Origin of the sequence: Saccharomonospora iraqiensis subsp. paurometabolica YIM 90007 (assembly GCF_000231035.2) — a bacterium.
GTDB lineage: Bacteria > Actinomycetota > Actinomycetes > Mycobacteriales > Pseudonocardiaceae > Saccharomonospora > Saccharomonospora paurometabolica.
On sequence record NZ_KI912225.1, the window covers coordinates 1 to 1,525 of the forward strand.

A 1,525-nucleotide genomic window follows, 5' to 3' on the forward strand; every position below is an offset into this window, starting at 1 on the left:
ACGCCGTGGTGTCGGCCCGCAGCGCGGCCGGGGTCTCCCCGTCGGCGAGGGTGGGCCGGGCGAGCTCGGGCACCCGGGACGCCTCCAGCGCCTCCCGCACGCGCGGATCGGCGCGGAAGGCCCGGGCCCGCTCGCGCAGCAGCAGGTAGGACCGCATGTTCGCCTCGGCCGCCACCCAGGCCCCGTCGACGTCCTCGGTGCGCGGCGGTTTGAAGTCGAAGTGCCGGGGCCCGGTGTAGCCCTCGTGTTCCAGCAGGTCCACGAGGAAGAACGCCGAGAGCACGTCCCCGTGGCCGAACACGAGGTCCTGGTCGTAGCGCGGCCCGCGCTGCCCGTTGAGGTCGATGTGGAACAGCTTGTCCTGCCACAGCGCCTGCCCGACGCCGTGCACGACGTCGAGCCCGGCCATCTGCTCGTGCCCGACCTCCGGGTTGACCCCGACGATCTCGTGGTGCTCCAGGGTGGAGATGAACGCCAGGGCGTGCCCGATGGTGGGCAGCAGGATGTCGCCGCGCGGCTCGTTCGGCTTCGGCTCCAGCGCGAGCCGCAGGTCGTAGCCCTGCTCGGTGACGTACGCGGCGAGGGTGTCGATGCCCTCCCGGTAGCGGTCCATGGCGGCACGCACGTCCTTGGCGGCGTCGGTCTCCGAGCCCTCGCGGCCGCCCCACAGCACGTAGGTCGTCGCACCGAGTTCGGCGGCCAGGTCCATGTTGCGCATCACCTTGCGCAGCGCGAACCGGCGGACCTCACGGTCGTTGCTGGTCAGCGCCCCGTCCCGGAACACCGGATGGCCGAACAGGTTGGTGGTGGCCATCGGGACGACGAGCCCGGTGCGCTCCAGCGCGCCCCGGAAGCGGGCGACGGCGCGTTGCCGGTCGGCGTCGTCGCTGCCGAACGGGATGAGGTCGTCGTCGTGGAAGGTGACGCCCCAGGCCCCGATCTCGGCCAGCCGGTGCACCGTGTCCACCGGGTCGAGCGCGGGGCGGGTGGGGTCGCCGAACGGGTCGGCCGCGCGCCATCCGACCGTCCACAGGCCGAAGCTGAACCGGTCGTCGGGAGTCGGGTCTGCCACCACGGTGTCCTCCAGGGAGAAGCGAATTCGTTGAGGGGGTAAACGTATCCGGACCGTGCGGGCGGGTCAACGCCATTCGTTCACCCGCTGAACCATTACGATGTCCGGGTGACCACGAGACCCGCGGGGGCGCACACCGTCCGCCGCCACAACCGCGCCCTGGTGCTCGCCGCCGTCGCCGACTCGCCGGGCGTGTCCCGGGCCGGGGTCGCCACCCGGACCGGACTGACCAAGGCCACCGTGTCCAGCCTGCTCGACCCGCTGATCACGGGCGGGCTGGTCCGCGAGTCCGGCCCCGAGCACCGCGCCGGGCCGGGCCGAAAGGGCACCTCGCTGACCCTGTCCCCCACCGGCCCGCACGGGCTGGGCGTGGAGATCGCGGTCGACTACGTCGCCACGTCGCTGGTCGGCCTGACGGGTGCCGTGGCCGACGAGCACGTCCGCCCCGCCGAA

At 73.0% G+C, this 1,525-nt stretch carries 2 protein-coding genes; one reads left to right on the forward strand and one right to left on the reverse strand.

Annotated elements, in window-relative coordinates; translation table 11 throughout:
• On the reverse strand, positions 1-1,075 hold a 1,075-nt coding region (gene xylA / locus SACPADRAFT_RS0208610), incomplete at its 3' end, for a xylose isomerase (protein ID WP_007027577.1).
• Between the two features lie 105 nt (positions 1,076-1,180).
• Here xylA and SACPADRAFT_RS0208615 point away from each other — a divergent pair.
• The coding region (locus tag SACPADRAFT_RS0208615) for a MarR family transcriptional regulator (protein WP_007027578.1) at positions 1,181-1,525 on the forward strand (345 nt) is incomplete at its 3' end.